Source organism: Enterococcus sp. AZ141 (assembly GCF_051714385.1).
In the GTDB taxonomy this organism is placed as follows: domain Bacteria; phylum Bacillota; class Bacilli; order Lactobacillales; family Enterococcaceae; genus Enterococcus_D; species Enterococcus_D entomosocium.
In genome coordinates, this window is the sequence record NZ_JBIORT010000001.1 from 3,181,239 (window position 1) to 3,207,438 (window position 26,200).

Genomic DNA, 26,200 nt, shown 5'->3' on the forward strand with positions numbered 1-26,200 from the left:
ATCTCTTTTCAGATTGAACCTATTATAGCAAAAAAATTTTAACTGTGGCGAAAATTTTTCGCCTCTCGGTCGAGAGCGCTTGCCCTGCGTTCATCCACTGAATTTGGTTCATTCAGGAATTTTCAGGAAAATACTTCAAGTACAATTCATTTAACGCCAAATGCCCCACCGAAAAATCAGTGATTCCTGCTGCGATAAAACGTTGCGGCAACTGCGGATCGCTGATTTCTACCAGATAGATCCGTCCTTGCAGATCGATGGTCACCGTCGTTAATTCTGGAAAAGCCACCAAAAAATCTGCCGAGTCCGTTTTTAAGTACAACGGTTGATTGACTAACGACTTGCGACCAAAGTATTCGTGAATGATCTTGCCGTCTTTTAAAAACAAGACCCGATCCGCGTAGGAATCCAAATTGGTCAAAATATGCGAAGCAATCACGATCGCTTTCTTTTGCGCTCGCAAGGCTTTTAATACGTTAGAGATCAATTCCACATTGGTCGGATCCAAGCCATTCATGACTTCATCCATCAGCATATAAGGCGTATCCGTCACGATCTGCATCGCAAAACACAGACGTTGCCGCATGCCCAGCGAATAGGTACCCACAGGACGTTTGATATAGTCACTCATCCGCAAACGATCAATCGTTTCTTCCACTAAGTGTTCCTCTGAACGCCACATTCGCTGATACAGCTTGAGATGCTCGAAACCACTCAAATCATTGTACAAATCATTTTGGTCAGGAAAAAACGAAATTTGTTGATGCGCTGCCACTTCTGATTTTTTGGTCACATATACTTGACTGCCATTCAAAAATACTGCGCCTTCATTCGGCTGGATGAAATTCATCGCCACATTCAATAGCGTGGATTTCCCGGTGCCGTTAGGGGCGACTAACCCGACGATTTCCCCGGGAGAAAAGGCAATGGAAAGCTGATCCAATACTTTTCTCGTATACGTGACCGTCACATTTTTCAGTTCTAACATATCGTTCCTCCTATGCCAAATGAAATTTTTTGCGTTGGATCGTCACGAAGAAACACATTTCGATCAGAAGCCAAACGCCTCCTAATAAAAGCAACCCTTTTTCCATCGTAAACCCTGCAGAACCAAAATAAAAACGTGTCCAGCCTGAAAGGACTTGTCCCACATTTTGATACAGATAGACATACAGCGTTTTATCAAGGTAAGCACTGAACCAACGTCTTTGGAAAATATAGGGTGAAAGCAAGCAAAAACCAGCCAAAAGCAAATTAACCAGTTCTGAGCGAAACAGGGCACTGAACAACAAGATGCCGCGACAATAAATAAACTGCAAAAAAAGCGTCGCAAGAAAACATTGGCCTATAAAAAGACCGATGGCTTGTGTTTCAAAAGCGTTGAAATCTGTGATCGGGTAGCGGGCATCAAAGGTCGGTGATAAAATCGTGACCGGTAGTTCCAGGGAACCAAAGCCGAATTGAATGCCAGAACCCAACCAGAGAAAGAACATGGTCCCAAGCGTTGCAATTGCAGAACCGACCATCAATACTGCCGTTTTGCTCCAAAGGATCTCTTCTGCCGATAATGGCAGTGAAAGAAATAGGGATTTATGTCTTCGTTCTTTTGGCAAACAATCGATCGCCAAAAATAAAGAAACAGCAAGCAATAGAATCGGTAAATATCCAGTAAAACTTCGCTGCAATGCCTGTATCCCCGTTTTTTGCTCCATGACTGCTTGCGAGAGTTTCTTATTCGGCAACTGGCTGAAGGCTTCCATAAGCTTAGCGGTTGAAGCATAACCAAAGCGACCGTCATAGGCAGCGTAGTAATTTTGAAACGTATAATAATCCGGTGTATAAAAAACATTTCGTTCATCGGTAAACTGCAACGCCAACTGGTACCACGTAGTTGTTCCTCGTGCATAAGCTTGCCAGTTTTCATCAGCTAGTGCATCTAATCGTTGTTTTTCCGCTTCGTTCCATGGGGTAAACATTTCAACTGCTAAGCTTGCCGACCAATGGTCAGAAGGATTGGCTGCTTGTTGATCAAGAAAATCTTGTCGCACAGTATAGCGTTGTTGCATTTCTGTTTTATCTACTCGTTCAATCGGGCGAAAATCTTTTTGCCAAAAACTGTAAACGCCGCTATAGATAAGAAGCAAGCAAAAAAGACCAATAGTTTTCTTGCTCTTTAAGAGTTGTCGTAATTCAAATAAAAAATAGTCTTTCATCCTTTGCCTCCTCTCAACAAGCGGTTCTGTTTATCCGCAACGAGCATCAAAGCTATACAAAGGAAGATCCACACCACCGTCAGCAGCCAACTAGCATAGACTCCCCAAGAAGTACCAGAACCCGATGCAAAGGCGCCCGAATAAAATTTATCCATAGCAGCTATATGAACTGGTAACAGTGGGATCTTTTGCAACATCGGAATCAAGCCGAGCCCATAAAAAAGCACCAGCAAAAAGAAAGAGACGTATCGATTGGCTGCGATCATGTTCATGACAAAACCTAAGCATTCGATCAAACCAATCAGCAAGCCAAAAGAAACCAGGCTATATAAAACGCTCTGCCAAAAAGGTAAGGCTACCCAATCCCCATTGAGATAGACGGCTACTGGATACTGCCAATCCCCGAACTCCCCCAGAAGGCTCATTGAAAGAAAGACGCCTAAGAAGAACACAATCAAAACGCCTAAATTTGTAATCCCTTTAACCACAATTTTACTTAACATCCGAATCGGAAAAATCTGCGGGTACGAGCGAATCAAAGAGAAGTGTTCTCTTTCTTCTATCAAATTGTCACTGGCAAAAAAAGCCCAAAAGAAGAAGCCAAAATTCAGCAAAAACGTTATTGCCAAAGCGACAGCGGTCTGGGCATTGGCAGCAGTGAGGACCGGCTCTTTTTCTTGCTCGACTAAAGCTTGATAGACCTTCTGATCTTGTTCGATTGCCCATAAAGGTGGCAAAAATCCTTTGTCATCAACTTCTGACGCCCAAATCTGCTTTTTTAGTTCTGCAATTTGAATACTCGTTTGATTAAATCGTTCGTATTCTTCCATAATCAAGTTGGATAACTGTCGCGAAGTCAGTGTATTGTTTTCAAGCAAAAGTTGATACACCTCTTGTTCAGCAGGTGAACCCGACTGATTGGCTTGGTAGCGATCAACAAGCCGTGAGGCTTCCGCTTTTTCTGCAGTGATCGTGGCGGGTAAGTTGATGGGTTCCATCAGCTTCAAATAAATGGAAAAACAGCAACCTAAACTAAAGGCACCAATGAGCAGGAAGAGGAACGTTTTCTGTTTGACAGATTTAGCTAACTGGTTTTTAAAGTAGTTCATTTGCTCTCCTCTCAAAAAAATAATTATTCATTCTTTTAGCATACCTTTTATGGGAGAAAATGCAATCTAAAGTCTGAAAATTCTTTCAAATAGCATTAGGAAAAGTTATTGACAAACCTGTTGAAAATCAGGTAAGATATTTTCTAGACGCGGCGTGACAGAACTACCTCAGCCTGCGTTTCCTTCTATAGTATTTGCGGAAATGACGGAATGGCAGACGTGCAAGATTGAGGGTCTTGTGAGCAATCGCTCGTGTGGGTTCAAATCCCATTTTCCGCATCCTTACAGCTTCCCTATTATGGGAAGCTGTTTTTTTGTTTGCTCAAAAGATTCCCCATGGCGATCCTTCGATGAATTCTTTCGATCGCTTTGATCTTGAGCGTCTACTCCTAGAAAGTTGATACGAAGCTTCCTTTCCCAAATGTAAAAATCGATAAAAACTCTTTTATCATTGCATTTCAAACCATTTTTCATATAAAATGAATAATATAACAATTATTCTCGAAAGCTGGTTCGATGCTCCGCTTTTTCTTATTGGCGGATCAGAAACAGTTGCCTGAATTTACTGGTGATGAAAAATCTTTTCAGCATTTTTCCCATTCACCTTCTCTCCTCCTTCCCCCAGATAAACAAACCTCTTCCGACCGTTTTCTCAGTTACTTTCGATAGAAAGAAGGAGCCTAATGAAAAAAAGAGTACTGATCACCCTATTGTCATTCGTTATTTTGCTTATCGGTTGCGCAAAGGCAGATGAAGAACTGTCAGAGACCGTTGCACTTGGCATCGACGCACGACTGGAATATACAAACCAATCCGGAACGGGCTGGGCCTATTATCACCCAGCAACCTTAGAGTTGTTGATTGCCGGCAGTCAAGCCGAATTGGCTATTTTGGAAGAGCTTGATTCTTCCGACGAAGATCTTTATCAGTTAATCAGCCACACAATTGATTTGATGGCAACCGCTGAACGAGCGTTAGTGGAGCGTCGGATCGATGTCCCTGCTTGGTTTGCTGCCCGCATTGGTTATAGCGAGGCTCTGGCTGCGATTCATGAACGGAGCCCTATCATTCTCAGTAATCAAGACAACCTCAACCGTCTACTGGAGGTAGCAAACGAAACGATTCCTGAAGCCGACCCGCGTCAAAAGCTGGGGCTTTTGGCAGACGATATTGCGCAGCTTCAGCAGCTCACCGAAGATGAGCTAACTCTTTATCGCAGGATCAAACTTGACGACGAACTCACCGCCACTGTTTACCACACAAGTGAAATGAATGTTGACGTCTTCGTTTTTTCGAAGCCCGAAGAGGAGTACGCATCTGGATTTACTGTTCTTAATCGGGAAACTGCCGACGAGCAAAAAGCTGCATTCTATGAAACGATTTTACGAGGGCTGGTCGTAAATATTCCTCGTGAATCGTTGATGTTTATGAATCGATTCGATCAATCTTCAGATGAACATCAGCTGGCTGTGATGACCTATGGCTTTGATCATGACATTGATCAAGACATGGTCACTACCGTGTATCAACAGCTTCAAGAAGCAAACGCAAAACAAGAAGCAGCTACGGCTTTGCAGCAAGAGCAAAGCCAGCAAAACCAGGACGAACAAACTCAGACCGAGAATGAAGGAGCTTCAGAACAAAGACGAGCGATCGCACGTGCCGAATCCTATACGAACCTCATGGCTTTCTCACGTGCACGATTGATCCAACAATTAGAATTTGAAGGGTTTACCCATAATGATGCGCAATGGGCAGTTGATCAGCTCACGATTGATTGGAACGAGCAGGCGTTGAAGAAAGCAAATAGTTACCATTCCTTGATGAGTCTTCCTCCAGACAACATTCGCCGGTTATTGGCTTCCGAAGACTTTTCAGAAGAACAAATCGACTACGCGATGACAAACATGGGTAACTAAAAACTAGCGAACAAAAGGACATCGCGATGCCTTTATGATAGCCCTTATATTGTTGCTATTTTTTATACCCAAGAAAGTGCTCGATCTGATGCGTTCATTCGAACAAAATGGCGAAGTTTACCAGAGTCCCCGAGGAGGAGAAAAAATGAAAAAACAAGTTTTGTTGCCATTATTACTGATACTATCCCTGATTTCAGGATGTGGGACGATAAATTTAGCAAGTCCTGAGGAACTTTCTGAGCGCATCGGCGCCGCTTTGGATGCAGGTTGGGAACATACCTATCATGCAGAAAAGCTTACTTATGAGTTAAGTATTGAAAATTTAGAACTGATGATTCGTGGCAAAGAAGCAGAATTGGCCTTTCTAGAACAGGTCAATAGCAACTCAAAACACAAGGCGGCATTCATTGAAAACACGGAAAAGATGATTCAACTCGCCCAAGAAGCGATCGAAGCTCGCTATCTGGATATGCCCAGTTGGGTTGCCGCTCGGAATGGTCGTATCGCAGCCTTACTTGCCATCCATGAGGAAAGCCCGATCATCGTCAGTAGACGAGCAAAATTGCAAGAATTATTCAAAGAATACGAAGAGGATTTGGCACTAGTGACAGCTAGGGCAAACACTCCATTTGCCGATGAAGAAGCGTTCAATGAAGATACACGAGAAAAGCTTGGTTTGACGCCTGATACACTTGAACGTTTACACCAACAAAGCGACGACCAAGATATCGAGTGGCAGACCACTATTGATTTGGTGAACGGCGTGACCATGAATGTCTTTTCAACAAAACATGAGCCAGTGGAGATTCTCACATTTACGAATGCTGGCGAAAAATACCCTGCCGCAATCACTTTGTTTAATGGGCAAACGACGGAAATCGTTCCCGAGATAATGACTCCTTACGAAGCCGTTTCCGCTTATTTTTACGAAATTGCCGATGCAGTTTATGAAACGATTCCAGTCGGTTATCGATTTCTGGTTGAATCACTATGGCTTGAACTGGAAAACGACAATCGTTTTCAATTTAGAACCTACGTGTTTGATAACGAAGTGACCGAGGAAACGATTTTAGCAGGGTTTCATTTCGCCCCGACTGTAGCAGCACGCTATGAGCGCGAAAACAATGCGACAGAACGAGAACGTGAAGCCTTTTTCCTCGTTAGAGCGCAAGGAAATCGTCGCTTTTATTCAAAACAAGAGATGGCAGAACTGTTAGAAACAGAAGGTTTCACTGCGGAGGAAACACAATGGGCACTAGAGACCCTTGACGTAGATTGGTATCGCCATGCTTTAGGGCGCGCCAATCAATCCCGCCGGGTGTTAGGGATCCGTCAAAGAAATATGGCCGCTCATCTTGAAGGGAACGGCTTCTTACCTGATGAGATCGAATTTGCGATTGAAAACATGGAAAATTAGTATGTAGTGGACGAGACAGATCCCATTCCCCATTTTTTCTTAGCGTAAACAAAAAACCGACCAATCTTCCTGTTTAAGATTGGCCGGTTTCTTTATTTTTTGGTTTTGATTGGTACCATGGCTTTGCGCCGATGCTGTTTCATTATTGCTTGAAGACCATAGACACCAACTCCGATAATTCCTGCAAAAGCCGAAAAAGCAATAAAAATCACAGGAGACGCCCCACTTTCTATTAATTGTTTCCCTTGGACAAAGAAAAATAAGCCCATGCTGATCAATAATGCTAGAAATAGTGATTGTCCCGCCCCGTTTTTTTTCATGCTTGCTCTCCTTTTACTTGATTATAGGTTATTCTCTCATTTCATGAATGAAAAAACCTCCATCTTAAGGCTGATTCTTTCTTTCGATGATCAGATTGATCCCATTCGGATCAGTCAAATGCAAGCGGCTGTCTGTTTCTAACTCATAAGAAACGCCACTTGCCTTTAGATGACTTCGTAACGTAGAAAAAGCCAAAGCTGGCAAAACGATCGTAAAGTACGCTAAGCCTAGATCCTTTTCCTCCATAGCTGGAACATTTCTTCCCATCCAAATATTCGATCCGATATGGTGATGATACGAACCAGCAGCAAAAAACTTTGCTTGGCTACCAAAATCTGAAGTCAAATGCATGCCTAAAACTTCGGTGTAGAATTCTTCTGTTTTTGCCAGATCCGCCACTTTCAAATGGACATGCCCCACCGTGGTGCCAACTGGAAAAGTCGTTTGTGATCGGTCAGCGGCTCCCAGCACGCCTTGCGCGTCCATTTCGATAGTAACGCCTACGATCTCACCGTCTGCTCGAATATCCCATTCACTCTTCGGTTTGTCACGATACACTTCGATCCCGTTTCCTTCTGGATCGGTCAGGTATAACGCTTCACTATACCCATGATCGCTAGCACCATCCAGAGGGGCTTTGGCCTCCAAATAATGAACCAGCATATTTCCTAGGTCTTTACGGCTAGGCAAAAGAAACGCCGTATGGAAAAGGCCTGTTTTCCGTGTCAAAGGCAACGGATCACTTACCTTCTCTAGGACTAAGAGCTCTTGTGTCCCCACGCCCAATCGCGCGTGATCTACACTTTGCTCCAATAAAGTTAGGCCAATCACGTCCGAATAAAACCGGCTCATTTTTTCCATATTCGCTACTTTTAAAACGACTTTGCCAATTGCGGCTGTTGCATCGATTTGATAGGTTGATTGAATCATTGTCATCGCCATTTCCTCTTTTCTAAACAGTTAAATTCACTTGTACCTTTAAGTATAACACTAACTTTTAGTAAGTAAATAAATCTGCTTGTTGAGGAAAGGATTCCTTGATCTCCCGTGACTCCTTGTAACAAAGCTTTTCCTCATCAGTCACAATCAAAGACAGCTCGCTCACTTTTGCAATGCTTCAATCAGTGAAATGGCCGGCTGCATCGCTTCTTCGGTCGTCCCTTCTAACACAACATAACAAAATGGCTTGTATTCAGCGGTGATGGCCAATAGTTGTTGATAATCAATCCTTCCTTCTCCCAATGGCACTACCTTGATTTTACCATCGATTACTTGATAGTCCTTCAAGTGCAAGCAAACGATGGCATCACCAAAGCGGGAAAAAGCTTCCCTTGCCAAAGCGACTTGCTCTTGATAGTTCTTCGCCGTAATCAGATTGGTTGGATCAAAGATGATCCCTAAATAGTCAGACGGTACTCGTTCCAGCAATTCTTCGATTCGATCGATCGATGATAGTGGATGATTCAAGCCCGCTTCAATCCCTAGCATCACTTGATGTCTCTTAGCCACTTGGACCAAACGCTTGATCACCTGAACCAAATCATCGAAAACGACGTCACTAAAATTTTCCTCGGTATACCCCATATTTGGCAAAACCGAACCAGTTTCACTTGCAACCATAGCTGCATCAAAGTATTTGGCATGTGCGAGATAGGTCTCGAATCTGGATAAAATCGCTTCCCGTTTTTCCAGATCAGGATGGATCAGATTACTATAACAACTCAATAAAGCGACCTGAACATGAGATTGCCCAAAAACACGTTTGAAAAAGCGGCCTAAACCAGGGCTTAATTGCTCTGGCTCTGCCCATTGCGGGAAGGATTTATTTAATGCAAATTGAATGTTATGAATGTTTTTGGCGGCAATTTTTTGCGCTAATTCTTCTGGGGACCCATAATTCTTTAAATCATGCCCCCGAACAGTTAGTTGAAACATAGCTTCTCCTTTCTTCATTGCTTTTGAAGCAAAAAGAAGACCAAGCAGCGAATCACTTCAACTGGTCTTGGTCTTCCAATCATTCAGCAGTAGCGGCTCCTCACTTCATCCATTCCTTCTCAACAGATGATCAGAACCTTTTGTGACCTTTATTGTTGTGAACGATAATCTTCCGTGAACTCATCAATGATTTGCTGTCCACCATTTCTTAAGAAGGTTTCGATCGCTGTATCAAACCCATCGATCTCGATTTCCCCAGTCATATATTGGTAGTAAGCGTCTGAGATTCCTTCAATCAAGCTTGACCATGAACGATCATAGGTTTCAGAGGTCAGCGATTGTGCAGGATTGATCACCGCAAACTCTTCATTTTCCCGAATCTTTTCATTGGCTAAGTTGACATAGGGGTTGCTTGAAGGGAAAACTGTTACTAATTCTGATGGACGAGACGAAGAAAATGGTTGTACTTCTTGTTGCCACTTCGTATCATCTAAACGGACATAGACACCCTCATCATCAATTTCATAATGGACCCCTTCGATCCCTTGCGTCATCAAGGTAAACGGCTCTTCGTCCATCAAATCGTTGATAAATTTCAAAACAACACGTAAGTCTTCTTCGGTTTCAACATTGTTTTTCGGAATGGCTAACCAACCGCCCATTCCACCATTGGTATCAGAAAGGATACGACGTTCCACATTTTCATGGACGATATCATTGATCAAGACCCATTCCATATGCTCTTCATCAGTACCAGCTGCATCATCAATGTAGTTACGTACTTCTTGCAAACCACTCAATACAATCCCACCACGACCTTGAACGATATAGTTCTTCTGATCATTTTTCGCCATTACCGCAAAATCAGAATTCATCCAGCCGTTATCATAGATATTACGGAACCATTCCATTGCTTCTTTGTATTCTGGTTGCATAAAGGATGGCATCACTTCATCATCATCCGTGATCGTAAACCAATTGTCTGCACCAAAGTAACCTGAAAGTGAACGGAACCCAACATTAAAGGACTCATCACGTTCAACGAATCCGACCGTGTCATCTACCCCATTGCCATCTGGGTCTCCTTCTGTAAAGGCTTGTGCCACAGCTGATAATTCTTCTAAAGTCGATGGCACGTCCAACCCTAAATTGTCTAACCAATCTTTTCTTACGAGGACACCATAACGAGCGATCGGTTTTAGAAACGGTACACCATAGATATGACCATCGATACGAGAAGATTCTAAGCGATCCTCAGAAATTTCTGCCAGATTCGGAAACTCTTCTAAATAGGGTTCCACATCCCAGAACATTCCAGATGCTAGCGAACTACGGACGGTTGTGTTATTGATTTCTGTCAAACTTACGATATCTGCTAAAGAATTTGACGCTAATGCTGCATTCAAGCGTTCTGTTTTTGATGCGTCCGGCACCCATGTAAAGTCGATCTCGACCCCTGTATATTCTTCTAACTTTTGTGTTACATCCCCAGACGGAGGTGAAGCGGTATGCAGCATCGCCATCCAAGAAATACTTGTTTTTTCATCACTTTCTGGTCCATCAGATGAACCTCCGCCATCGCCGCAGCCTGCTAAAAACAGTCCTGCACATAATAATAAACTTGCTACTTTCAACTTTTTCATTCGTTACCCTTCTTTCTCTATTTTTAGGGAATCATCATCGAGCGGATCTTTCCCTTGATACTTAAAGTACGTAAAATCGGCATAGCTTCCAGCAAAGTGATCTAGATCATGGGCACTGATTCCAATGAAATTCCCTGTAAAACCACCAGACAAGAACTGGATGTTTTGCTTTTTAAAGGGATGCCACGTTTGTGATTGCCGATAGAACCATTCTGCTTCTAGATAAGAACCGACTACTTTCAATCCGATCGGCTCACTTGAAGCAGCGAGGGCCAATTTATCTGGGAACAAGTGAAATTCTCCTTCACAACACCGAATCAGACGAAGGATCTTGCCGTCTTTTTCATCATAAGTCACATAGAAAAACAAATAGTTTTCTTCGTTTAAGAACAACGACAATCCAGCCATCTGATTAAACGATTGGGGGTGGTATTCCATCACTGTTTCAGCTTCAAAACAAACGTCTTGTTGACGAATCGCCAATAAGTGCTTATGAAAGTTCGATTGCATCGATTCTCCGCCGATCAATCGCAAATACCCTGGTCGCTCACTCAGATTGCACCACTCTTCATTGGGCAGCAATCGTCTACCGTTCCATGCTTTTTGCAACGATCCTTTAAAGTCATCAATAAAAACAGCAGGTGATGCCCTTTGCTTCTGAGCATCGCTAGCGAGCCTGATGGTTTGATCTGGGATCGTATCGTTATTGCTAAGACGCAGCCATCCTTCGTGATCCCAATAGACAGTTTGGAGTGCTGTCTCTCGTCCAAGGATCGCTGCCCCTTCTACTGGCCGAGTCATCAAATAGCTCATGACCCATTCTCCTGATGGCGCAATCGTCAAACTGCCATGACCTGTACATTGAAAAGGGGAATCTTCGCGCTGATAGGCACGCATCATGGGAAAATGCGGATCTACTTCATAAGGTCCAGTGATGGTTTTACTACGACAAACTGTTACCGCATGACCTGCACCCGTTCCTCCTTCTGCCGTCAGTAAGTAATAACACTCATTGTGGTAATAAAGATGCGGTGCTTCAGTCTTCGCCAACTGGGTTCCAGAAAAAATTGGCACTCTGTCACCGATCAATCGGCCTTGTACTTCAGAGTATTCTTGGAGCACGATCCCCACCGATTTATTTGGTGTATCCTTACGATAATCCCAAAGCGCATTCAATAACCAGATACGCCCCTCTTGATCATGAAACAAGGACGGATCAAAGCCACTACCATTTAAGTAAATGGGCTCACTCCATGGCCCATGAATCGTAGGAGCCGTGATGAGATAGTTTCGACAGTCTTTGAAGGGACGTGTCGTGTTGCGAACATTTGTATAGACACAATAGTATTGTCCGTTTGCGTAACTGATTTGCGGTGCCCAAATGCTGCAATTTGCTGTGTTACCTAATAAATCCACCTGATTGGTCAGAATATCTGTTTCATGGGACCAATTGACTAGATCTCGAGAACAGTAGACCCGAATTCCTGGCAACCACTCAAAGGAAGAAACCGCTAAATAATAAGTATCCTCGACTTTTAAAATACTCGGATCAGGATGAAACCCTCTTAAAATCGGATTATTGATCATTGCCTTCATGCAACCCCTCCTTGTTTGCTGACTGTGTCCGTTGTTTTTTTGTTGTGTCGGTCATCGCGATGGAGAAAACAAAAACCCGCCGCTAAAAAGAAACAAAAGGCAATCGGAAAAGCGATCATTTGACTACCAATCAATGTCACGACACCAGTCAAAAAATAAATAGCACAAGATTGCTTTCGATAATTACGATAGCGAACAAGCATCGTCGCCACTGAAACCAATATCAGGAGTGCCAACAGCGTGAAGCCAAACCAAGCACCGAGTGTTTGAAATTGCACCAATGCTGCTTCTGCCGTCATTTGATTCAGTACAGTGGGAAACACACGTTGAAAGATCTCTTCGAACTGCTGGACAGTCATTTGATTGATCGCCAAGGAAAAGCCGCCCATCAACACCAGAGCGAGAACCATCCCGATCCAGCCAGACCATTTTGCCTTGCTCATTTTTCTATCACTCCTTCGATAGTCACCCATTCAGGACGTTTGGGGCTTGTTTGGTAACAACACATTCGCTCCGTGAACGCGACCGTTTGGTGGCTTGCTGTTTTTCCCCAATCAGACCATCCGCAAGGGGCGAGCTGTTGATCAAAGCAGCAGGATAAAAAGGTTACTTTGGCTTCATTGCGCCAAGGGCGGCCTAGATAATAGGCTTTGTCCCCTGTCACCCGACACCGATCGAAGGTTAACCCGCTTGCTTGTTTGCTAGTTGAGGCAGCAGTTACGTAGTTCGTTTGTGGTGTATTTTTACAATGCAGGCGACACTCTTCAAAGGTGACGGAACCACCGCCAAAAATAAAATCGACTGTTCCACTGATCCTGCAATGCAAAAACAAACTCTGTTGTTGGTCAAAGATTGTTTTTCGCCAAGGACTGATCATTGGTTCGCCTTCTTTGGTATATTTTGGCAATGGACCCAGACACAAGGTATCTTGAAAAGCATCGAGATGACAGCGTTCGAAGCGAATGTCATCCCCTTCGATATAGACGGCAACTGCTTGCCCGACTGCTTGCCCATACCCTGCGTCATTGATGATGGTCAGGTTTTTTACAAAGACTTCTCGGCTATTGATAAAGAGCGTCGCTGTTTGAAAGGTTCCTCTTTTTTGCCCATTTTCATCGGTTTGCTCGGCAGCCAAGTGGTAGCATAAGAACGTGTGGGGTTCCGCGATCAACGTAAGCTGGTTTTTATAGATTTTCACCTGTTCTTGATACACGCCAGAGGCGATCGTGATCTCACAAGGTGCGTTTAAGGCTTCAGCAGCCAACACGGCTGCTTGGATACTCGTAAAATCACCCTTTTGCGGCTCTTTACTAACCTTTAGCTTGATAGGAGGTGTTGTTTTAGAAATTCGATCCACTGCGCTCTCATCTCCTTGGTTTCTTCATGACCACCTGGCAAGCAACACGCCTGCCAATGCTCCTTGTAGCCTATTGCTTCATAATGCTGCCCGACCTGCTGATCCAAACGAGCGACGCCGCTTGAGGGGCAGCCACGATCCTCTTTGCCAACCAAACTCAAACGCGGGCGTGGTGCGATCTGTTTTTGGATCGCCGCAGTCGTAAAGTCTTTCAACACATTAGGAACATAATAGTAAAACCCATGTTTGCTTAGACGGTCCTCTTCGATCAATGCTTGATAGTCCACTTGTGCTGCCATGTCCACCACCACTGATATCCGTTCATCAAGCGCTGCCAACCACCAACTCATCAAGCCGCCCATGGAAAGTCCCAATGTGGCGATAGCGGAATGTTTCACTTCTTTGCGGGAAGCAAGATACGTCAAAAACTGTTGATTGTCATAGATTCGCTGACCCCATAACGTTTTGCCTTGCAAGAGAAATCGCTTGTAGCTATCATTTTCACCATTTTTTCGTTCGCCAAAGCCCCACATGTCGATCACCCCAACAGCGACGCCCAGCTTCATAAATGCAGCGAATAGGCTTTCCTTTTGCATATAAGGCGGACTTTGCCGAAGTTCTTCTTTCCCTATCGTGAAGTCACCGCCATGAGAATGATTGAACAAAACGAGTGGAACCGGTTGCTGAGAGCTAGGATAAGCAAAGTAAGCAGGGACATCTTCTTCTTGATTTAATCGTAGAAGTAAATGTTCCAAGGTATAATTTTGCACCTGCTCTTTTGTTTGCTGAACCACTTGTGGTGCAACTTTCATATCAGGACCTAGCAGCTGAAGTAACTGAGGATCCCTCACAAAAAATCTCCTTGAAATGCCAGAGGCTGACGATTCTCAAAAGACTGTGTGACGGTGATTTCCCGACTGTTCTCGATATGGAACGCTTCAGTTACACCTTCCAAATTGATACGATCAAACTGAATATTCCGTCCACAGCCAATATAAAAGCCTTGTTTTGTCATCTCTTCGATACCTGTCATCATTGCAGGCTTTCCTGGAATTGGGTGTTCAGCCATAGAGACAGCAATATCTTGGAAAGTGATATCTGAAATAAATTGTTCAGCCAAGCCATAAACAAACCCAGCGGCCGCATGGACATTCCGAGCCGAGATATTTGCAAAATGGATTCTCCGGAAATGAGGGGTTTCCTCGGTGATCGGATACGGATTTTTATCCCAAACATACTTCTCTTTGCCTTTCGGTCCACAGAAATAGTAAAGATTTAAAGTGAATGGACAGATGACATTATCCATCACAATGTTATTCACTCGAATATCTTCGATCGTTCCGCCACGTCCACGACGTGATTTCAAACGAATCCCACGATCGGTATCTTGAAAAATACAATTACTAATAGTGACATTACGAATATCGCCGCTCATCTCACTCCCTAGAACGACGGCCCCATGCCCATGAAGCATATGGCAATTTACGATCGTGATATTCTCACAAGCGACCCGTTCTTTAGTGTCCTCCGTTCCTGATTTGATGGCGATGCAATCATCACCAACATCGATATGACAGTTACTGATGCGGACATTTTTACAAGATTCAGGATCGATCCCATCCGTATTTGGCGAATCCGCTGGATTTTTGATACGAAGATTATCGATCGTTAGATTTTGACAAAGAATCGGATTGACGGTCCAACTGGGTGAATCGACAAGACGGATATCTTTCAACGTAATTTGCTGGCAAGAGTCAAAACTGATTAATTTTGGTCGTGGATAAGCAAGCTGTTCACGATTTTCCCGAAAGGTCTTCCACCATCTTTGCCCTTGCCCATCAAGCATTCCTAGTCCTGTGACAGCGATATTTTCCGCATTCTCGGCATATAAACAAGAGGCATAAACTTCCCGTTTGACCCCTTCCCAGCGAGACACGACGACGGGATAGTCTTTGGGATCATCAGAAAATACTAAGGTCGCCCCCAATAGTAGGTGCAGTTCAATGTTACTTTTTAAAAAGAGCGCACCCGTCGGATAGCGTCCTGCTGAAAAAGTGATTCTGCCTCCTCCTTGTTGATGCAATTCATCAATTTTTTCTTGAATCGCTTCTGTCAACAGACCTTCTTTTCCTTGTAAATCAGCTGTAGTCAATTGGATATTCATTTCTTGCTTCCTTCCTCCGTTAATGGTTGCAGCAGTAAACTCGCTTGTAAAAAGGCACCGTATCCTTTGAAATCATTCGTGATAACGGGTTCACTGATATAGTAAACAAACGTACCATCCCGATTATCTGGTCCACCAAGACCAGCAACTTCACAGTTTCTGATCAGATTCAACCAACCTTCTTTTGTTAAAAAGACAAACTCATCCAGCAATCCTTGATAGGTCTCTTGGGCAAACACTTGCCATTTTTGATCGATGATCCCTGCTTTGACCGCTTTCGCTGTTGCGTAACAAATCATTGAAGAAGCGGATGCTTCTAAATAATTCCCACGCTCCCTGCCTTTATCTAAGACTTGATACCACACTTTTTTCTGGGGATCTCTTACTTTAGCAAGAGCTTCTAGACAGGAGACAAACATGTTTTCTAATGGATTCTTCTGCTCTGATTCCCCTAATAGCACCATCGTATCTGCGAGAGCCATCATGAACCATCCCATTGACCGTCCCCAGAAATTTTTTGAACAACCGGTCTCAGGATCTGCCCACGGCTGGACTTTTTGTTCATCCCACGCGTGATACAAAAGACCCGTTTTTGGATCTAGGGTATGCGTAAAGCATAAGGTGAATTGCTTGATTACATCTGCCAATGCTTCTTCTTTCTCAAATGTCAGTGCGTATTCTGTCAAAAAGGGGGCTCCCATATATAAGCCATCTAACCACATTTGATACGGATAGATTTTTTTATGCCAGAACCCACCTTCGCTTGTTCTTGGCATCTGCTGTAATTGTTGATACAGCGTGTCCAAGGCGATCTTGTATTTTGAAGCACCTGTTTCTTTGTATAGTAAGAATAAACATTTGCCATTATTGATGTAATCGATATTCATCGCATCCATCTGATAGTTTTTGATACGACCGTCTTCGTCAATATAAACATCCATCGTGTTTTGGATATAGTCGAAATAGCGTTTATCACCAGTTTGCTCATAGGCTTCTTTCACGCCTTGTAAAACGACCCCGATGTCATAGGACCATTTTCCGTGATAAATTTTTTCTTTGCATAAGTAGTCATAGCGCTCAAATAATGTGTTCAAAGCAATTTCCGAATAGTTCTTCATGTACGATACTTCCTTTTATTGTAGTCTCCTCAATTCATAGAGCTGTTTCAATGAATCCGTTTTACTGGCTGTATTTCATGAGGGTTCAACTTGTTTTGCTATTTTTCAGGTGTTTTCTAGTAACCGTTTTGTTCACGGACCAGTAAAAGTCTTTGAGCCGTTTTCTTTAGATAATGACCTCATCTTCTTTACTGGCAACGGTTTGCTCCGTAGTCGATGCCGTTTTTGAAACCACCTGATCTGTTTCAATTGGGTGGATATCTTGAAGAATTTTTTTACCAGCAAGGGCAAAAACACCACCAACTAAGCTGCTCCCCATCAAAATGAGGCCGATCAAGAAATAGCTGCCAAGAACTAAATAGCCAACGATCAAAATCGACCAACTAATGATCGAATAATGCAGATAGCCTAAACCTAACAACGCACTCCCTCGCAGGATCTCAAACACGGTCACAAAGTTAGTGGCTGCCATGACGGTATACACGTGCATGAATAGAAAGAGAAACGCAATCAAAAAGAGGACATTCGCTACTTGGATAAACCATGGAAATGGCGCAAATATATTGGTGATCACGATTGCTGCGATGATCAGAAACAACCAACTGATCAGCACCGATTGTCGGAACCGTTCTTTACTATAGTAGAAAAAACTTTTGATCAAAGGCGGTCGTTCGTGAAGACGAAGCCAGCGATCATAATATTTCATCATGGCATACGAGGCTGGTCCGATTCCCAAAAAGATTCCCCCCAGAAGTGTCACACTTAGCCAAAGAAAATGAAGGGCGATCAGGGTCAAAAACGCGGTTAGCCCATCGTTGATTTTCGTGATTTTCTCAATCGTCATATGATCCCCTCTTTCTTAATAGATACCATCTTCCCCAATTTTTTTCGCCAAACGATTCGCAAAAACAACGAGGATCAAACCTACAAAACCTTTAAACAGCCCAACAGCTGTCGAGTAACTCAATTGACCATTTTGAATCCCGGCGGTATAGACAAAGGTATCAAAGATTTGGGCAACCTCACGGTTCATTGAGTTCATTAATAGGAACATATGCTCAAAGCCCATATCTAAGATCGAACCGATTTTTAAAATCATTAAGGTCACAATCGTCGGACGAATACACGGCAACGTGATGTGCCACATTTTACGTAGTTTGCCAGCCCCATCCATATCCGCAGCTTCATAAAGCTGTTCATCAACATTGGTAATAGCGGCTAGATAGACGATCGTCCCCCAACCGGCACCTTTCCAAAGATCTTGGAAAATGTACATTGGACGTAGCCAAGTACGGCTAGTTAAGAATGGGATACGTTCCCCACCAAGACTTTCGATCATGTTATTGATCACACCGCCTTCAGTCGTCAACAGGACGTAGAAGATTGAAACTACGATCACCCACGACATAAAATGAGGCAAATAAATAATCGTCTGGATACTTTTTTTCAAGCGACGGTTATTTACTTCATTTAACATAAGCGCCAATAAAATAGGAAAAGGGAAGGAAATCGTGATATTTAAGAAAAACATGATCAGCGTGTTGCGCATCAACATCACAAAAGTATCTTCAGTAAAGAGCCGAATAAAATGAGTAAACCCAACAAAGGGACTGCCTAAGATCCCTAAGAATGGCTGGTAGTCTTGAAAAGCGATGACTAAACCGCCCATTGGAATGTAACGAAAGATAATAAAATATAAAATACCTGGCAATACCATAATATAGAGCGCACGATTTTTTCTGATTTGCGCCCATTTTTTCTTTTTCAACCGCAGTCGCTGTTCTTCTTCAGTAAGTGGTGAGAAGTAATTATCAACTTTTGTTTCCATACTTGTTCCTCCGAGTTTTTTTGATTTGATAGTCCCATGGTAGCGTGTAAGAAAGATAACGTATATAATCATTTTCTCAGCATTGGAAAGGCATACAATTTTTAGGATTATTTCTCGGTCGAATTGGAAAACCATTGATTTATCAACGTTTGTCATTATTGTGATTTTTTTAACATGTAAAAGTGATTATATACGTTGTCCCCGCCTCATGATACGTTGGAAATACCTATTTAAGTAAAAAAAGATGGAGGTTTTTCCTATGCAACAAACCCTAAAAAAAACGAACCGCCCGAAGAGTGAACGGGTTGTTCAAGGATTTATTATCGGTTTTCTACTACTCTTTACCTTAATGTGTCTCTTGCCTTTTCTGAACATTCTCGGAAGCTCCTTTGCTTCTTCTTCTGAGATTGCGACACGAACATTTATCATTATCCCACGTGAATTTAGCTTAAATGCTTACCGGTATATTCTCTCGACTCCCACGATTTTTACGAGTATTGGTGTTTCCCTTTTTGTGACCATCGTCGGAACGGTTCTTTCAATGATCTTGACCTCTTTTATGGCCTATGCTCTTTCAAGAAAATATTTGCATGGACGTGGCATCTTCAATTTTATTGTCGTATTTACGATGTTGTTTAGCGGAGGGATGATCCCAAGTTTTATTTTGGTACAAAGCCTCGGCTTGATCGATTCTCTCTGGGCACTGATCTTACCGAGCGCCATCAGTGCATATAATATGATCATTATGAGAAACTTTTTCCAAGGGATTCCTGATAGTTTAGAGGAATCAGCAAAAATGGATGGTTGCTCTGATTGGGGCGTCTTTTTCCGTATCATCTTACCTCTTTCCTTACCATCGATTGCGACGATCTCTTTGTTCTACGCTGTTAGTTATTGGAATACTTATCAATCAGCGATTTTGTACATCAATGATTCAGCGAAATGGCCGATCCAAGTGCTCCTTCGACAAATCGTGATTGTCTCCAGCGGGATGAACGCCGATGCCGCTAGTGTCGATGTTGTCCCCCCAGCACAATCCGTGAAAATGGCCGTGATCGTCGTTGCGACTTTGCCAATGTTGATCGCCTATCCATTTGTCCAGAAGTATTTCGTGAAAGGTGCCATGGTTGGTTCCGTCAAAGGGTAGCCAACAGGCAGCAAAGAAAAAAAGCGTTTTTTGATCAACGATCAAAAAACGCTTTTTTTCTTTTAATCTTTGGATCGTTTGCGATACTCTCCGGGTGTCATCTGTTCTTTCTTTTTGAAAAAGCGGATAAAGTTTTGAGAGTTGGTATATTGTAGGTTGGCGGCGATTTCTTTGATGGTCAAATCGGTTTCTCTTAACCACTTTTTCGCGACTTGCAATCGATAGTTTTGTAAGTAATCGGCAAAATTGATGGATAATTCCTTTTTAAACACATTACTTAAGTAATTGGCATTATAATGCAACTGTTCAGCAATGCTATCTAAGGAGAGATCTTGGTCGTATTGTTGGTGTACGATCAAGACCATCTTTTCAGACAAGGAGCGAATTTCTCGATCTGTTTTGGCTTGTGTCGTTTCAACGATAGGTAAAACTAACTCTTGATAGATGATTTGCTCAACTTTGAACAAACTGGTTTGGTTGAGCACGGATTGATAGACTTTACGACTATTCTGCAAGCTAGTATGATCTGCTCCTAGGAGTTGTCCTAGCTGAACGATACTGTTGATCAACTTAAACAAGGCACTTTCAATCGTCAACGGATTTTTGTTTTCATGAATGATTTCGCGTACGACTTCTGTGTAACTCGTTTTGATGGTCGCTAGATCCCCACTACGCATTGCATCCAAAAAGGTGCTTTCTGCTTCTCTAGGGTACTGAACGATCGCGTTATTGTCTAATTGTGCCGCAATGTCGTCAAAAAAGATAATGACTTCTTCCCCTAAATTCATTCGATAGTGCAAGGCTTCTTTAGCGTTATCAACCGCTAATTTGGTTTCTACGAGGCGGTCGTAGGATTGTGAGACCCCACAACTTATTTTGATTTTCAAGTAATCTTTTGCCGCTTGATGGATCTTTTGACAATAGGTCAATACTTGTTTTTGGTCAACTGATTCAGGAAGCTTTAAAATTGTTCCTTGGGTTTCTTGACTGGAGATGATTGGCTGAAAACGCAAATTGGCCGGAATGATTTCAGAAACGAGATTCTCGATGGCAAGCAAGAAAATATCAATAGTCGCTGTTTCTCGTCCACACAAATCATCGATTTGAATCAGTAATACGGCAAAGTGTTCCGTTTCGGATACTTCATACCCAAATTGTGACAGTTTTAAGTGACTATCTGCTTCTGAGATACAGCCGCGAAACAAGTTTAATAGAAACAAGGATTCTAACTCGGGCTTTTGATGTTCAACTTTAACAGCAAGATCGTGGTTTTGATGTAAGACCTGGTCGATATCGGAAATCAACTGATTAACTTCTAATTTCTGACCTTGTTTTTTTGGCTTTAAAAGCTCACCGATCCGATTGATGGGTGAGGTAGCCACGATCGCAATGCGATAGGATACTAATAAAAAGAGGATGATCAAAAGACTGCCAATCACGATCAAACCGCTTCTTAATTCACGGATTGCTTGCGAAACGCTAGCAGGTGCCAGACGGATCACATGATACCACTGATTGTAATCCGATTGTGTGACCACATACTTATTGTTTTCTTTGTCAGTGAAGATGCCATCGCCGTGGGCAGCTGCAATCATTGTTTCTTGTAAGGCAGAATCGATCACTTCACCATTATCGAAAAGCAGTTGTCCGTCCGCATGAAAAATATTCAAAAAGGAATCGTCATGATCTGCCACCAACTGCGCAATGGTATGGTCTTGGATTTCAGCGATCCCCAAAGCAGTGGTTTCCTGTCGAAAAACAGGCAGCGTCATCACCATTTTTAAATAGCCATCTTCTGGCAACCAATACAAGTAGCGTTGGTTGTCAATCAACGCTTGAAAAGCAGCGAATTCAGTATCATCGATCTGTTTTAAGGAGCCTTCTTCGATTTTCCAATGCTGATTCAAATTCACCAATTGGTAGCTGGCGTTTTCGATTCCCATCACACCAATGTAAGCCAGTTGCGAATTGATCTCTCGCACTTGTCGATAATTCGTCACGGAAAATGGCTGTTCCATCGTATCGGAAAAGCTTTGAGTACTGCTATATGTAGAAAAGGCATACTCTACCATCTGAATTTTTTGATCCAGATTTTCTTTGACTTGGTTGACCAAATTATGTTGACTTTGCAGAAACGTTTCTTGAATGTTTTGATACGTTCGATGATAAATGACCCCACTAAACCCAATGATTAAAGCGCTACCAATTAGAAAAATCAAAATAAATATTTTATAAAACAAGTTGGATGTTTGATGATAGCTTAAAAAGAATTTCATAGACTCCCTCCCATTACCTAACTATCTTCTTTTATACTAGCACATCCCAGAAAAAGTTCCTATGTTATTTCGAAAAATGTTTCACGTGTGCATCCGTGGTGTATTGACATTCTCGTGGGAACAAGCTATGCTTGAATCAAGCAAAAAGGAAGAAGGTTTTCTATGGTCACGATCAAAGATATCGCCAAAGTCGCTGGTGTTTCACATACAACTGTTTCTCGTGCGTTAAACGATAGCCCATTAATCAAGCCAGAAACAAAAAAGAAGATCGCAGCCATCGCTGAATCTTTACACTATGTGCCCAATGTCAATGCCAAAAGTCTGGTGAATCAGAAATCTTATATCATTGGTCTTTATTTTTCTCATCTATCCATTGGTACTTCCGATAGCTTTTTAGTCGAAGTGATCAAAGGAATCAGTGATACACTACCATCCGAATATACTTTGGCGGTTCATGAATTATTGCAATCCGATACATTTGATGAAGAGCCGAATCGCCTCGATGGAGCGATCGTGATGAGTCAAAGTGATCGTGATGACGGCTTTATCGCTGCTCTTTCAAAGAAAAACATTCCCATCGTCGTTTTGAATCGTCAATTGCAGGATGCAACCTTGATGAATGTCACTAGTAATGATGCCCGAGGGGTCTATCAAATGATCACCTATGTGCTTGAACAAGGCTTTCGAAAGATCGCCATGATCGAAGGGATCGCTTCCTTTGGTTCCGCTAGAGAGCGTCGCAAAGGATTTATGAAAGCGATTCAAGAAAAGCAGCTTGTCTGCCCGAAAGAATACTTCGTTGCTGGCGACTTCTCTTTGGAAAGTGGTCAGCTGGGTGCCCAGCAACTACTCGCTTTACCTGAACCACCTGAAGTAATTTTTTGCGCCAATGATGATATGGCGATCGGTGCGATCAATGCCTGTCATCAAGCAGGACGAAAGATCCCAGAGGAGATCGGTATCATCGGTTTTGATGATAGTTCTTTTTCTCCCTATACGTATCCCCCATTAACAACGATCCGCAAACCAGTCTATGAAATGAGTCAATTGGCAGCAACTCTGCTGTTGCAAGCATTTGCCAATCAAGTAGTTGAGAAACAACATTTCTTTGATACCTCGTTAATCATTCGTCAATCGCTGTAAGCCTCTTGTTTTCAAGAGCGCTTACGCAAAAATGTTAACGTGTGCATAACTATTTTTTAAGGAGGATTCTATGAAAAAAATTACCGAACACCCCCATCAAACCTATCCAGCCCGAGTGATTCAATTCGGGGAAGGCAATTTTATGCGGGGCTTTTTTAACTGGCAGCTGCAGCAAATGAACAAACAAGGGCTTTTTAACGGCAGTGCCGTTGTGGTACAGCCGATTGATCACGGCTTGAAAGAGCTGTTGGCACAACAAGAAAATCTTTACACCGTTATCTTAGAAGGACTTGTCGATGGCGCTTTATCTCAAACATTTGAAGTCGTCTCCACCATTTATCAAGTGTTGAATCCATATCAGCAATGGGAAGACTATCTTGCTTTAGCAGAAGACGAGCAACTTGAGATCATCGTTTCTAATACGACGGAAGCAGGTATTGCGTTTCACCCAGAGGATACCTTACACGATACCCCTCCCCACAGTTTTCCCGCAAAACTGACCGCTCTTTTGTATCGTCGTTTTCAACGACAAAAACCGGGATTTTTGATCATTCCTTGTGAATTAATCGATCGGAATGGGGAAAAACTAAAAGAGATCGTCTTACAATATGCCGCATTATGGTCTTTGGAATCAGACTTCGTCAACTGGTTAGAAAAAGAAAACACCTTCTGCTGCAGCTTAGTCGATCGGATCGTTCCAGGATATCCTCGCGACAAAGTGGCACAATACCAAGAGGTTCTTGGCTATGAAGATGCCGTAATGGTCACTGCGGAACCCTTTATGCTATGGGTGATCGAAGGAAACGGCGTAGCCGAAAAGCTCCCTTTGCAAGAAGCTGGGTTGAATGTGATCGTGACAGAAGATATGACTCCTTACCGTGAACAAAAAGTACATTTATTAAATGGTCCTCATACGGCGATGGTTCCCCTCGGTCTTTTAGCGGGTTTAGAAACCGTTGAAGAAGTAATGAACGACCGTGAATTTGCAGCCTTTTTAGATGGTCTTTTTCAGGAAGAGTTGATTCCAATGCTTGATTTGCCTAAAGCGCAGCTTGCAGCTTATGCGGACCAAATCAAAGAGCGCTTCAGAAATCCTTATGTGAAGCATCAGCTGCAATCGATCGCTTTAAACAGCGTCTCAAAATTCCGTGCGCGTCTTCAACCAGTCTTAAGTCGTTATGTCCAACAAAACCAGCAGTTACCAAAACGAATCACTGCCGCACTGGCAGGGTTGCTGACTTTCTATCTCACACGACCCTTTCAAGATGATGAGCTAGTGACAACCATATTTCAGCAAGTGAAACAATTACCAGCAGAAGAACAGATCGCCGCTCTATTAAAAAATGAGCAACTTTGGCATGCAGACCTGAGCTTTATGACAGAGACAATCAATGAAATGTGCACATGCCTTAAACAAGACGGACCTCGCCAGTTACTTGCGTCGATTGACACCCCTGAGCCAAGTTTGAAATAAAGGAGAATCTTTATGTCCAGCACATTAACAGAAACACCCGCTCAACTATTGAAATTGCACCCTAAAGACAATGTCGCAGTCGCATTAAAACCACTAGCTGCTAAAACGACCCTTGCATTTGAAGGCCAAACGATCACCCTTTTTGAGGATATTCCACAAGGACACAAAATCGCCCTCAAAGATCTAGCACAATCACAAGACGTGATCAAATATGGCTACCCCATTGGACATCTCTTAGCTGACGTGAAAACTGGCCAATGGTTGCATACCCACAATGTCAAAACCAACCTTTCTGGTACTTTAGCATACACCTATGCCCCCGATTTGCATCCCGTCCGTTATCCAAAAAGGGCTGCGACGTTCCAAGGGTACCGGCGGGCAAATGGCAAAGTTGGGATTCGTAATGATTTACTGATCGTGCCAACAGTTGGTTGTATCAATGGTATCGCTGAGATCATTGTTGAAAACTTCAAGAAGAATCATCCAGATCTTGGCACTTTTGATCATATTACGATCCTTAAACATCCCTACGGCTGCTCCCAGTTAGGCCAAGATCATCAAAACACCCGTCAAATTTTAATTGATGCGGTGCATCATCCAAATGCCGGTGGCGTCTTGGTCTTTGGCTTAGGTTGTGAGAACAACACCGTTCCCGAGTTTAAGAAAAACCTGGGTGACTACGATCCAAAGCGCGTCAAATTTATGGTGGCACAGGAAAGCGACGATGAAATTGCGGTCGGCGAAAGCTTATTAGAAGAATTACTGGAAGCAGCAAAAGAGGATCAACGAGAAGCCGTTCCCTTGAGTGAGCTAAAGATCGGGTTAAAATGTGGGGGTTCTGACGGGTTTTCTGGGATCACCGCCAACCCTTTGTTGGGGGCATTTTCTGACTTTTTAGTTTCTCAAGGTGGCAGCACGGTCTTGACGGAAGTACCCGAAATGTTTGGCGCTGAACAAGTCTTGATGGCGCGTGCACAAGATGAAGCAACCTTTGAAAAAATCCTCCATCTAATCAACGACTTTAAAGATTATTTTCTTGCTTACGGTGAACCAGTCTATGAAAATCCTTCTCCTGGCAATAAGGCAGGCGGCATCACTACGCTAGAAGATAAGTCATTAGGCTGTACCCAAAAATCTGGGACTTCCGCTGTCGTCGATGTCTTAAAATATGGGGAGAAACTCCGTAAGCCAGGCTTGAGCCTGCTGGAAGGTCCAGGAAACGACCTTGTTGCCGCTTCTGCACTGGCTTCTGCCGATTGCCAACTCGTCTTATTTACCACTGGTCGCGGCACGCCATTTGGTGCCTATGTGCCGACCATGAAAGTTGCCACGAATCAAGAGATTTACCAGAAGAAACCCCACTGGATGGATTTCAACGCCGGTCGCTTGTTGGAAGAGCCGATGGAGGTCGTGCTGGAAGACTTTATTCAAGCGATCATCGATACTGCCAGTGGAAAACCGACGCGTAATGAAGCCAACAACGTTCGTGAGATCGCCATCTTTAAAAATGGTGTGACACTATAACCAAAGAAAAGAGGTT

General features: G+C 43.0%; 22 protein-coding genes and 1 tRNA gene. 7 read left to right on the top strand and 16 right to left on the bottom strand.

Annotated elements, in window-relative coordinates; all coding sequences use genetic code 11:
* Positions 1-112: 112 nt before the first annotated feature.
* The 3 genes from IGI89_RS14675 to IGI89_RS14685 are packed head-to-tail and all read right to left on the bottom strand — an operon-like array spanning position 113 to position 3,322.
* Positions 113-988, bottom strand: a complete 876-nt coding sequence (locus IGI89_RS14675; RefSeq protein ID WP_194187991.1) for an ABC transporter ATP-binding protein — start codon at positions 986-988, stop codon at positions 113-115.
* A 10-nt stretch (positions 989-998) separates the two neighbouring features.
* Positions 999-2,213 carry an ABC transporter permease subunit gene (locus IGI89_RS14680; RefSeq protein ID WP_005236453.1) on the bottom strand — a complete coding sequence of 405 codons (1,215 nt, stop codon included), beginning with the start codon at positions 2,211-2,213 and terminating at the stop codon, positions 999-1,001.
* Complete coding sequence (locus IGI89_RS14685) at positions 2,210-3,322, bottom strand: hypothetical protein (protein WP_016621170.1); 1,113 nt, start codon at positions 3,320-3,322, stop codon at positions 2,210-2,212. The genes IGI89_RS14680 and IGI89_RS14685 overlap by 4 nt, the downstream gene beginning before the upstream one ends.
* A 196-nt stretch (positions 3,323-3,518) precedes the next feature.
* Between IGI89_RS14685 and IGI89_RS14690 the strand changes: the two genes are divergently transcribed.
* The 3 genes from IGI89_RS14690 to IGI89_RS14700 all read left to right on the top strand — a co-directional run bounded on the left by IGI89_RS14690 (position 3,519) and on the right by IGI89_RS14700 (position 6,658).
* A tRNA-Leu gene (locus IGI89_RS14690) sits at positions 3,519-3,601 on the top strand.
* A 404-nt stretch (positions 3,602-4,005) separates the two neighbouring features.
* Positions 4,006-5,241 (top strand): Ltp family lipoprotein, encoded by a 1,236-nt coding sequence (locus IGI89_RS14695; RefSeq protein WP_086338129.1) that lies wholly within the window; start codon positions 4,006-4,008, stop codon positions 5,239-5,241.
* Positions 5,242-5,386: 145 nt separating this feature from the next.
* Complete coding sequence (locus IGI89_RS14700) at positions 5,387-6,658, top strand: hypothetical protein (protein ID WP_086338128.1); 1,272 nt, start codon at positions 5,387-5,389, stop codon at positions 6,656-6,658.
* A 92-nt stretch (positions 6,659-6,750) separates the two neighbouring features.
* Here IGI89_RS14700 and IGI89_RS14705 read toward each other — a convergent pair whose 3' ends face one another.
* The 12 genes from IGI89_RS14705 to IGI89_RS14760 all read right to left on the bottom strand — a co-directional run bounded on the left by IGI89_RS14705 (position 6,751) and on the right by IGI89_RS14760 (position 18,620).
* Entirely contained in the window at positions 6,751-6,978 is a 228-nt protein-coding gene (locus IGI89_RS14705; RefSeq protein WP_005229963.1) for a hypothetical protein, read from the bottom strand.
* A 64-nt stretch (positions 6,979-7,042) separates the two neighbouring features.
* On the bottom strand, positions 7,043-7,915 hold the full coding sequence (locus IGI89_RS14710) for a VOC family protein (protein ID WP_086338127.1): 873 nt from the start codon (positions 7,913-7,915) through the stop codon (positions 7,043-7,045).
* 165 nt (positions 7,916-8,080) lie between these two features.
* Positions 8,081-8,914, bottom strand: coding sequence for a sugar phosphate isomerase/epimerase family protein (locus IGI89_RS14715; protein ID WP_438735792.1), 834 nt, complete (start codon positions 8,912-8,914; stop codon positions 8,081-8,083).
* A gap of 149 nt (positions 8,915-9,063) precedes the next feature.
* Positions 9,064-10,557 carry an extracellular solute-binding protein gene (locus IGI89_RS14720; protein WP_016613309.1) on the bottom strand — a complete coding sequence of 498 codons (1,494 nt, stop codon included), beginning with the start codon at positions 10,555-10,557 and terminating at the stop codon, positions 9,064-9,066.
* Between the two features lie 3 nt (positions 10,558-10,560).
* Positions 10,561-12,153, bottom strand: a complete 1,593-nt coding sequence (locus tag IGI89_RS14725; protein ID WP_438735794.1) for a glycoside hydrolase family 43 protein — start codon at positions 12,151-12,153, stop codon at positions 10,561-10,563.
* Positions 12,150-12,596 (bottom strand): DUF4064 domain-containing protein, encoded by a 447-nt coding sequence (locus IGI89_RS14730; protein ID WP_086299534.1) that lies wholly within the window; start codon positions 12,594-12,596, stop codon positions 12,150-12,152. Before IGI89_RS14730 ends, IGI89_RS14725 begins: the two co-directional genes overlap by 4 nt.
* Positions 12,593-13,510, bottom strand: a complete 918-nt coding sequence (locus IGI89_RS14735) for a pectinesterase family protein (protein ID WP_086299535.1) — start codon at positions 13,508-13,510, stop codon at positions 12,593-12,595. Before IGI89_RS14735 ends, IGI89_RS14730 begins: the two co-directional genes overlap by 4 nt.
* Positions 13,471-14,361, bottom strand: a complete 891-nt coding sequence (locus tag IGI89_RS14740; RefSeq protein ID WP_429969922.1) for a dienelactone hydrolase family protein — start codon at positions 14,359-14,361, stop codon at positions 13,471-13,473. The genes IGI89_RS14735 and IGI89_RS14740 overlap by 40 nt, the downstream gene beginning before the upstream one ends.
* The gene (locus tag IGI89_RS14745; protein ID WP_086299537.1) at positions 14,358-15,674 is read right to left on the bottom strand and encodes a glycoside hydrolase family 28 protein; all 1,317 of its coding nucleotides are present in this window, start codon (positions 15,672-15,674) and stop codon (positions 14,358-14,360) included. The genes IGI89_RS14740 and IGI89_RS14745 overlap by 4 nt, the downstream gene beginning before the upstream one ends.
* Positions 15,671-16,792 (bottom strand): glycoside hydrolase family 88/105 protein, encoded by a 1,122-nt coding sequence (locus IGI89_RS14750; protein WP_429969923.1) that lies wholly within the window; start codon positions 16,790-16,792, stop codon positions 15,671-15,673. The genes IGI89_RS14745 and IGI89_RS14750 overlap by 4 nt, the downstream gene beginning before the upstream one ends.
* 166 nt (positions 16,793-16,958) lie before the next feature.
* On the bottom strand, positions 16,959-17,636 hold the full coding sequence (locus tag IGI89_RS14755) for a DUF624 domain-containing protein (protein ID WP_438735795.1): 678 nt from the start codon (positions 17,634-17,636) through the stop codon (positions 16,959-16,961).
* Between the two features lie 15 nt (positions 17,637-17,651).
* Positions 17,652-18,620, bottom strand: a complete 969-nt coding sequence (locus IGI89_RS14760; protein ID WP_438735796.1) for an ABC transporter permease — start codon at positions 18,618-18,620, stop codon at positions 17,652-17,654.
* Between the two features lie 259 nt (positions 18,621-18,879).
* On the opposite strand from IGI89_RS14760, the gene IGI89_RS14765 reads away from it, so the two are divergent.
* Positions 18,880-19,767, top strand: coding sequence for a carbohydrate ABC transporter permease (locus IGI89_RS14765; protein ID WP_008381527.1), 888 nt, complete (start codon positions 18,880-18,882; stop codon positions 19,765-19,767).
* 62 nt (positions 19,768-19,829) lie between these two features.
* On the opposite strand, the gene IGI89_RS14770 is transcribed toward IGI89_RS14765, so the two are convergent.
* On the bottom strand, positions 19,830-22,043 hold the full coding sequence (locus IGI89_RS14770) for an AraC family transcriptional regulator (RefSeq protein WP_086317240.1): 2,214 nt from the start codon (positions 22,041-22,043) through the stop codon (positions 19,830-19,832).
* 162 nt (positions 22,044-22,205) lie between these two features.
* Here IGI89_RS14770 and IGI89_RS14775 point away from each other — a divergent pair, with 162 nt between their 5' ends.
* From IGI89_RS14775 to IGI89_RS14785, 3 genes are all read left to right on the top strand, one after another.
* A complete protein-coding gene (locus IGI89_RS14775; protein WP_087664232.1) occupies positions 22,206-23,186 on the top strand; it encodes a LacI family DNA-binding transcriptional regulator in 981 nt (326 codons plus the stop codon).
* A gap of 70 nt (positions 23,187-23,256) precedes the next feature.
* Entirely contained in the window at positions 23,257-24,660 is a 1,404-nt protein-coding gene (locus tag IGI89_RS14780; protein ID WP_438735797.1) for a tagaturonate reductase, read from the top strand.
* A 12-nt stretch (positions 24,661-24,672) separates the two neighbouring features.
* Positions 24,673-26,184, top strand: a complete 1,512-nt coding sequence (locus IGI89_RS14785; protein ID WP_431383397.1) for a UxaA family hydrolase — start codon at positions 24,673-24,675, stop codon at positions 26,182-26,184.
* Positions 26,185-26,200 lie beyond the last annotated feature (16 nt).